General features: G+C 74.9%; 7 protein-coding genes. 6 read left to right on the top strand and 1 reads right to left on the bottom strand.

Annotated elements, in window-relative coordinates; genetic code table 11:
- Nucleotides 1-280: 280 nt before the first annotated feature.
- The 4 genes from ACFV6D_RS28300 to ACFV6D_RS28285 all read left to right on the top strand — a co-directional run bounded on the left by ACFV6D_RS28300 (nucleotide 281) and on the right by ACFV6D_RS28285 (nucleotide 3,372).
- The gene (locus tag ACFV6D_RS28300) at nucleotides 281-1,228 is read left to right on the top strand and encodes a hypothetical protein (protein ID WP_380561560.1); all 948 of its coding nucleotides are present in this window, start codon (nucleotides 281-283) and stop codon (nucleotides 1,226-1,228) included.
- 448 nt (nucleotides 1,229-1,676) lie between these two features.
- Nucleotides 1,677-2,144: a hypothetical protein gene (locus tag ACFV6D_RS28295; RefSeq protein WP_063346566.1), complete on the top strand. Its 468-nt coding sequence runs from the start codon at nucleotides 1,677-1,679 to the stop codon at nucleotides 2,142-2,144.
- Nucleotides 2,144-2,602 carry a cupredoxin domain-containing protein gene (locus tag ACFV6D_RS28290; protein ID WP_380429175.1) on the top strand — a complete coding sequence of 153 codons (459 nt, stop codon included), beginning with the start codon at nucleotides 2,144-2,146 and terminating at the stop codon, nucleotides 2,600-2,602. The genes ACFV6D_RS28295 and ACFV6D_RS28290 overlap by 1 nt, the downstream gene beginning before the upstream one ends.
- Before the next feature lie 113 nt (nucleotides 2,603-2,715).
- Nucleotides 2,716-3,372: a hypothetical protein gene (locus ACFV6D_RS28285; RefSeq protein ID WP_380340525.1), complete on the top strand. Its 657-nt coding sequence runs from the start codon at nucleotides 2,716-2,718 to the stop codon at nucleotides 3,370-3,372.
- 10 nt (nucleotides 3,373-3,382) lie between these two features.
- On the opposite strand, the gene ACFV6D_RS28280 is transcribed toward ACFV6D_RS28285, so the two are convergent.
- Entirely contained in the window at nucleotides 3,383-3,835 is a 453-nt protein-coding gene (locus ACFV6D_RS28280; protein WP_380485739.1) for a hypothetical protein, read from the bottom strand.
- A gap of 503 nt (nucleotides 3,836-4,338) precedes the next feature.
- Here ACFV6D_RS28280 and ACFV6D_RS28275 point away from each other — a divergent pair.
- Nucleotides 4,339-5,253 (top strand): FAD binding domain-containing protein, encoded by a 915-nt coding sequence (locus ACFV6D_RS28275; protein WP_380561558.1) that lies wholly within the window; start codon nucleotides 4,339-4,341, stop codon nucleotides 5,251-5,253.
- Nucleotides 5,250-7,974 (top strand): molybdopterin-dependent oxidoreductase (locus ACFV6D_RS28270; protein WP_380561556.1); only part of this gene is annotated, 2,725 nt, incomplete at its 3' end. The genes ACFV6D_RS28275 and ACFV6D_RS28270, both read left to right, overlap by 4 nt.

Raw genomic sequence — 7,974 nt, 5'->3', positions numbered from 1 at the left:
GCTCTCACTCGCCGCGCCGGGCGGGGCGGGGCCGCGCGGGGCGCCGCCGCGCGGGGGGGGGGGGGCCCCGGGGGGGGGGGGGCGCGCGGCGCCCCGGGGGGTGCCTTGTACCGCACCCGGGTGCGGCGGACAATCCGCAGTTCGTCGTAGGACAGGCCGTGGAGCAGTAGGCAAGACTGGCGTATGGCATGTCCATGTCTATTGCAGGCAGTTCGGATCAGCCGCTCGGATCAACAGCACGTGCCACTCGCACTCCCAAACCATCAGAAGGTCGGAAGCGATGCACCTCCGTGCCACGACCCGCAAACTCCTCCTCACCGGCCTGGCGCTCGCCTTCGGAGCCGCCCCGCTGCTGGCGGTCCCGGCCCAGGCCACCACCGCATCCGCCGTCGCACTCGCACCGGTGAGCTCGGCCGCGTCCGTCGCGCGGCCGAGTGCCCCGATCGCGGTCTCGACCGCCCTCTTCGCGCTCGCCCCCGATCGCGGCGCCGTCTTCAACTGGAACGGCGCCACCTGGACCCAGGTCGGCGGCCCGGCCGCCACCATCGTCTCCGGCGGTGGCGGTCTGGTCGCCACCAGCCCGGCCACCGGCGACCTCTACGCGTACAACTGGAGCCCCGACAACTGGACGAGGATCGGCGGTCCGGGTGCCCAGTTCGCCGTGGACGGCGGCGGACACGTCTTCGGGCTCAGCCCGGACCGCAGCGGCGTGTACCAGTGGCAGGGCGGTACCACCTGGACCCAGATCGGGGGTCCGGCCGGCAGCATCGTCGCCGGCGGCAACACCCTGATCGCCACCAACTCCACCAGCGGTGACGTCTTCCGCTACGGCGGGGCGCCCAACAGCTGGTCGCGGATCGGCGGCCCCGGCGCCCAGTTCGCCGTCGACGACGCGGGCGGTGTGTACGGGCTCACCCCGGACCGCGGTGGCGTGTTCCAGTGGCAGGGCGGCGCCACCTGGACCCAGGCCGGTGGTCCGGCCGGCAGCATCGTGGCCGGCGGCGGCCGCACCCTGCTGGCCACCGACCCGACCAGCGGTGACGTCTTCCGCTACGGCGGGGCGCCCAACAGCTGGTCGCGGATCGGCGGCCCCGGCGCGGAGTTCAGCATCGACGGCGCCGGCACCGTGTACGGGCTCAGCCCGGACCGCAGCGGCGTCTTCAAGTGGCTGGGCGGCACCAACTGGGCCCAGGTCGGCGGCCCGGCCGCCTGGCTCGCCGCGTCCTGAGCGTGCCCTGAGTTCGCCGTGCCGTGAGCTCGCGGTGCCGTGAGCTCGCCGTGTCCTGGGCTCGCCGTGTCCTGAGCTCGCCGTGGCCTGAACCCCGAACACTGCGCCACCCCGGGCCCGTCGCGCGTACCGCGCGGCGGGCCCTTCGTCCGTTCAGGCGGCCCTGGGGAGGGCGGCCGAGCGGGCGCTGGTCCATGCGGGGCGGGTGGTGACGGAGGGTCGTCGCGGCGGTCCGGTCCGGTGTGACGGGCGGTCGGGCGGCGGGTTGGGCCGTTGGCGATGCCGGGTCACCGCCGCCGCTGGGCCGTCGGGCGGCGGGTCGCCGTCGTGGCTGGGCTGTCCGTGCGACGGGTGCCCGCCCCGGCGCGCGGGCCACTGGCGGGGCGGTTAGCGTCGGCCGCAACACGGTTTCAGTTATGGGAGGTTGGCAGTGCAGCGGTGGATCATTGTGACGGCCCTCACCACGGCCCTCGGCGGGCTCACGGTACCGGCCCTGGCCGCCGACCCGGCGCCGGCCGCGGCTTCGGCGGCCGCTCCGGCCCGGGTGCGGGACGGGGACGCGGCCCCCACGGGCGTCACTCTCGGTGAGGCCCGGATCGACTCGAAGGTCCCCGGCCGGGTCCGGGTCGACGTCGAGTACGTCTGCGGGGTCGCGGAGGAGGCCCGGTCGCTCACCGTCTCGGTCGAGCAGCGGGACCCGGAGGACACCTCCTCGACGGCCTTCGGCTCCAGCCGGACGGCCGAGGCGGACGTGATCTGCGACGGGACGGCGCGGCAGCGGCAGCTCGTCGTCCAGTCCAAGACGGTCAACTGGATCCCGGGCGCGGACGCCGTCCTGATCGCCACGGTCTCCGACCTCGGCGCCACCCCGCCCGCGTCCTCGGACGCCCGGCGGGTCCCGCTCTTCAGTTCCTGATGCGGTCGCGGGCCCGGGCCGTGGCCGCCGTGCTCCTCGGCACCGCCCTCGCCGCCTGCTCCGTCAGCGTGGGCGGCCCGGACGCAGGCCAGGACGCAGGCCCGGATTCGGGCTCGGCTTCAGGCCCGGGGCCGACCGGGTCCGTTTCGGCGACCCCGGCGACTCCGGCTGCCCCGGCCGCCTCGCCGTCCTCGGCCACCGCTCCTGCCCCGGGGGCGGTGGCCATCAGGGACTTCGTGTTCGAGCCGGCGAACTTCACCGTCCGCCCGGGCGCCGTCGTCACGGTCCGCAACGCCGACACCGTCGACCACACCCTCACCGCCCAGGACCGCAGTTTCGACACCGGCACCATCGCCCCGGGCGCGTCCGCGACCTTCACCGCGCCGGCCCGGCCGGGCGCCTCCTCGTACCTGTGCACCCTCCACCACTTCATGCGGGGGATCCTGACGGTGTCCTGAGTCGACCGGTCCGTCGGCCGCGCGGGTGCCGGGTGCGGCTGCTCCTGAATCGCAAGCCCACAGGTGAACGGGGCTGCTGCTATCCGCTGCCATGTTCTACAGTTCTGTAGAACATGGAGAACAGTGAACGGGGGCACGGCATGGACAGGCCGCTTCGACTGCCGCAGCAGGATCGGGCCGATTTCGAGACGGAGCTGGGGAGGGCGCTGGCCGGGTCGCAGGTGCGGGCGGCCCTGCGGGCGGTGGGGGACGAGGGGCCGGGGGTGGAGCGGTTGCGGCGGTGCGCCCGGGAGAACGCGGAGTTCGTGCTGGCGGCGGCGGCGCCCGAGTACGAGCGGTACGCGGCGCTGCGGGCGGACCAGGACGCGGTGGCGCGGCTGCCGGTGGACGAGCCGGGGCGGCAGCGGGTGTCCGGGTGGTGGGGGGTGCTGGGGGTGATCGTGCCGATCATCGCCGGGGTGGCGGCCGCGATCCTCCTGCTGCTCGGGTACGCGCTGGGGCTGGCGGACGACGCCGAGGTGCTGGGGCACGCGCTGGTGGGCGCCGGGTGGGTGGCGGCCGGGGTGGCCGCGGTGAGCCTGCTGGTGGGCGGACTGGGGCTGTTGGGCGCGGCCTCGCGGTCGAGGTCGGCGGAGTCCGGCGGGGAGGCCGGCGTCCTGGGGGAGCTGGGGCTGGCGCGGGACGCCTGGCGGTCGGCGCTGGCGGAGCGCGGCCTGGTGCCGTTCCTGCTGGCGCAGGCGGGCGCGGGGGCGCCCGGCCGGCGCCGCTGACGCCGCCGGCTCAGTCGTGGCGGGTGCGGGCGGCGTCGACGAGGAGGTGGGCGGCGTCGAGCGGGATGGCGAGTCGGCGGGCGATCCACGGGGCCGGGCGGCCGGCCCGGGCGAGCATCCAGGCGGAGTACAACTGGCCCAGCTGCGGGGCCTGGTGGGCGAGCAGGAGCGGGCGCACGGCGTCCATCGGGAAGTCTTCGAGGGCGCGGGCGCTGTACTCGCGGCCGTTGGGGCCGGGCGGGGGTAACGGGAGCGGGCGGCGGGTGTCGAGCCAGCGCCCGAGCAGCACCGCGCCGACCGCCAGGAGGCCGGAGCCGGAGGCGCCGATCAGGATGGCGTTGATGACCGGGCGGTCCTCCTCCTCTGCCAGGCCGAGGGCGAGTTCCTCGGCGACGAGGAGGGCGAGGACGGTGAGCAGCACCGCGGCTTCGGCGGGGCGCGGGTAGGGCCGGGACGTCGTCATGGGATACCTCTCCTCGGCGGGGAAGACCGGGGCGGGTGAAGGGGCCGTGGACGGCGGTGGCGGCAGGGCCGACGTGTGGGACGTGGCGTCAGGAGAACTTGACGTTGCGTCAGAAAGCGTGCGCGACGGGTGTGTTCACCGTCTCGACCGTGCTCACCGTCTGCCGGAGGCGGACCGGGGCATGCGGGGGTGGGGGCGGGTGGTGCGGCCCGGACTGCTGCTGTCCATGCGTCTCGCCTCCTTCCGGTCGGGCGCGCCATGCTGGTGCGTTCGTCGACGGGGCAAGGGGGGTCATCCTCGGACTTCGGGACAGCATAGCCCGGCCCTCACGCCAACTTCGACACCCTTGTCGAAGTTGATGCGGGTGGGAGGGCCCACCGTTGGACGATCGACCAGGTGGGGCCGGGTGCGGCTGGTGTGCGGGCCCACTCGTGCCCGACCGGTCGCCGCGGCTTCAATCGCCGTACCGAAGGAACGGGACCGGCCAGGGGCGATGGAGCGACATGGATCTGAACACGGTGGCCGAGCTGTGCGACGCCCGCCGGGGCGGCACCTGGCGGCCCGGGGACGCCTGGCTCGGCGGCGGGACGTACCTGTTCTCCGAGCCGCAGCCGCACATCCGCCGGCTGATCGACCTCGGCCGGATGGGCTGGGAGCCGCTCACCCCGACCCCGGACGGCGGCCTGGAGATCGCCGCGACCTGCACGGTCGCCCAGCTCTCCCGCCACCCCAAGCCCGCCGCCTGGACGGCGGCGCCGCTGTTCGAGCAGTGCTGCCGGGCGTTCCTGGCCTCCTGGAAGATCTGGAACATGGCCACCGTCGGCGGCAACCTGTGCAACGGCCTGCCCGCCGGTCCGATGATCTCGCTGACCGCCGCCCTGGACGGGCTCTGCCTGCTGCGGGCCCCGTCGGGGGAGCAACGCCGCGTCCCGGTGGCGGAGTTCGTCACCGGCGCCGGCGTCAAGGACCTGCGGCAGGGTGAGCTGCTGCGCTCGATCACCCTGCCGGGCCGGGCGCTGGCGGCCCGGACGGCGTTCCGCCAGGCCTCGCTGTACGGGCTGGGCCGCTCCGGCGCGCTGCTGATCGGCACCCTCGACCCGGTGGACGGTTCGCTGACCATCACCGTCACCGCCGCCACCGTCCGCCCGATCCGGCTCTGGTTCCCGCCGGGGCCGAACGCGGCCGCCGTCGAGGAGGCGGTCCGAGGCGGCATCCGGTCCGAGGAGTACGTCGACGACATCCACGGGCTGCCCGCCTGGCGGCGGCACCTGACCTTCCGGTTCGCCGAGCAGATCCGCCGTGAACTGGACCCCGCCCGGCCGGCCCCGCCGAGTACGGCCGGACCGGGCCTGGCCGGACCGGGCCTGGCCGGCCCGGACCTGGTTGGACCGGGCCTGGCCGAGGAGGCCGCCGCATGAGCTTCTCGATCCGCGTCAACGAACGGGACTTCGACGCCGAGCCCCGCCCGGGCCAGTGCCTGCGCACCTACCTGCGCGAGCGCGGCTGGTTCGGGGTGAAGAAGGGCTGCGACGCCGGCGACTGCGGCGCCTGCACCGTGCAGGTGGACGGCACCCCGGTGCACAGCTGCCTCTACCCGGCGGCGCGCGCCGAGGGGCGGTGCGTCACCACGGTGGAGGGCCTGGCCAAGGACGGCGAACTGCACCCGATGCAGCAGCGGTTCCTGGACGCCCAGGGCTTCCAGTGCGGCTTCTGCACGGCCGGCTTCCTGATGACCGCCAGTGCCCTCGATGAGGAGCAACTCACCGACCTCCCCAGGTCGTTGAAGGGCAACCTGTGCCGCTGCACCGGCTACCGGGCGATCGAGGACGCGATCCGCGGTGTCCGGCACACCGAGGAGCCCGAGGCCGGCCGCGCCGTCGGCCGCAGCCTCGGCGCGCCCGCCGGGCCGCAGGTCGTCACCGGCACCGCCCGCTACACCTTCGACGTGGAGGTGCCGGGGCTGCTGCACCTGAAGCTGCTGCGCTCCCCGCACCCGCACGCCCGGATCGTCGCCATCGACACCGCGGCCGCGCTGCGCGTGCCCGGCGTGCACGCGGTGTTCACCCACCACGACGCGCCCGAGCGGCTGTACTCCTCGGCCCGGCACGAGCACCCGACCGAGGATCCGGACGACACCCGGCTGCTGGACGACGTGGTCCGCTTCGTCGGCCAGCGGGTCGCCGCGGTGGTCGCCGACAGCGAGGCGGCCGCCGAGGAGGGCTGCCGCCGGATCGCCGTCGAGTACGAGCAACTCCCGTACGTTCTGGACCCGGAGGAGGCGATGGCGCCCGGCGCGCCGGTGCTGCACGCCAAGGGGCCGCAGGCCCGGATCGCCCGGCCGGAGAACAACGTGTGCGGCGAGGTGCACGGCGAGATCGGCAGCGTGGAGCAGGGCTTCGCCGAGGCCGACGCGGTCTACCAGGAGACCTTCCGCACCCAGCGGGTGCAGCACGCCAGCCTGGAGACGCACGGCTGCGTCGTCTCCTTCGAGGAGCGGGAGGACGGCGCCGGCGAGCGGCTGGTGGTGCGCTCCAGCACCCAGGTGCCGTTCCTCACCCGGCGCGCGCTCTGCGCCCTGTTCGACCTGCCGGAGGAGGAGGTCCGGGTGGTGGCGGGCCGGGTCGGCGGCGGCTTCGGAGGAAAGCAGGAGATGCTGACCGAGGACATCGCGGTGCTGGCGGCGCTGCGGCTGCGCCGGCCGGTGAAGCTGGAGTTCACCCGGGCCGAGCAGTTCTACGGCGCCACCACCCGGCACCCGTTCACGATCACCGTCAAGGCGGGCGCGAAGGCGGACGGCACGCTCACGGCGCTCAGCTTCCGGGTGGTGTCCAACACCGGCGCGTACGGCAACCACGGCCCGGCGGTGATGTTCCACAGCGTCGGCGAGTCGATGGGCGTCTACCGGGTGCCGCACAAGAAGGTCGAGGCGTACTCGGTGTACACCAACTGCGTGCCGGCCGGCGCCTTCCGGGGCTACGGGCTCGGGCAGGTGACCTTCGCGGTGGAGTCGGCGATGGACGAACTGGCCCGCCGGCTGGGCATCGACCCGCTGGAGTTCCGCGAGCGCAACGTCATCGGCCCCGGCGAGCACCTGCTCAGCCCCGGCGGCGAGGAGGAGGACCTGCACATCGCCAGCTACGGCCTCGACCAGTGCCTGCAAGTCGTCCGCGACGCGCTCGCGAACGACCGCAGCGCGGCGGACGCCCCCGAGGGCTGGCTGGTCGGGCAGGGCTTCGCCATGGCGATGATCGCCACCGGCCCGCCCGGCGGGCACTTCGCCGACGCCGCCGTCGCCCTGCTGGAGGACGGCGGTTACGACGTCGCCGTGGGGACCGCCGAGTTCGGCAACGGCACGACCACCGTGCACCAGCAGATCACCGCGGGCGCGCTCGGCACCACCGTCGACCGGATCGCGATCCGGCAGTCCGACACCGACGTCGTCCGGCACGACACCGGCGCCTTCGGCTCGGCGGGGACGGTGGTCGCGGGCAAGGCGGTGATGCGGGCCGCGAACGCGCTCGCCGAACGGCTGACCGACTTCGCCGCCGAGTACGCACGGACCCCGCGCAGCCTGGTCCGGCTCGGCGCCGAGGCCGTCGACTGCGACGGGCGCGGCATCCCGCTGAAGGAACTGCACGCGGCGGCGCGCGAACGCGGCGTCGACCTCGTCGGCACCGGGCACTGGGGCGGCTCGCCGCGCTCGGTGGCGTTCAACTCGCAGTGGTTCCGCCTCGCCGTCGACCCGGACACCGGGGAGATCCGGATCCTGCGCAGCGTGCACGGCGCCGACGCCGGGCGGGTGATGAACCCGATGCAGTGCCGCGGGCAGGTCGAGGGCGGGGTCGCCCAGGCGCTCGGCGCGACGCTGTTCGAACGGGTGCTGCTGGACGACCGGGGCGAGGTCACCACGGCCGCCTTCCGCCGCTACCGCCTGCCCGCGTACGCCGACGTGCCGCGCACCGAGGTGCACTTCTCGACCACCTCGGACGCGATCGGCCCGCTCGGCGCCAAGTCGATGAGCGAGAGCCCGTTCAACCCGGTCGCCCCCGCCTTCGCCAACGCCCTGCGCGACGCCACCGGCATCCGCTTCACCGACCCGCCGTTCCTGCGCGACCAGGTCTGGCAGGCGCTCGCCGACC

The organism is Kitasatospora sp. NPDC059812 (assembly GCF_042732075.1).
Classification (GTDB): Bacteria; Actinomycetota; Actinomycetes; order Streptomycetales; family Streptomycetaceae; genus Kitasatospora.
This window is presented reverse-complemented; position numbering and strand designations above follow the sequence as displayed.

Bases quoted from the DNA above. Each gene is read 5' to 3' on its own strand.
- ACFV6D_RS28275 (WP_380561558.1), top strand. From the start codon at position 4,339: ATGGATCTGAACACGGTGGCCGAGCTGTGCGACGCCCGCCGGGGCGGC.
- ACFV6D_RS28280 (WP_380485739.1), bottom strand. From the start codon at position 3,835: ATGACGACGTCCCGGCCCTACCCGCGCCCCGCCGAAGCCGCGGTGCTG.
- ACFV6D_RS28285 (WP_380340525.1), top strand. From the start codon at position 2,716: ATGGAGAACAGTGAACGGGGGCACGGCATGGACAGGCCGCTTCGACTG.
- ACFV6D_RS28300 (WP_380561560.1), top strand. From the start codon at position 281: ATGCACCTCCGTGCCACGACCCGCAAACTCCTCCTCACCGGCCTGGCG.
- ACFV6D_RS28290 (WP_380429175.1), top strand. From the start codon at position 2,144: ATGCGGTCGCGGGCCCGGGCCGTGGCCGCCGTGCTCCTCGGCACCGCC.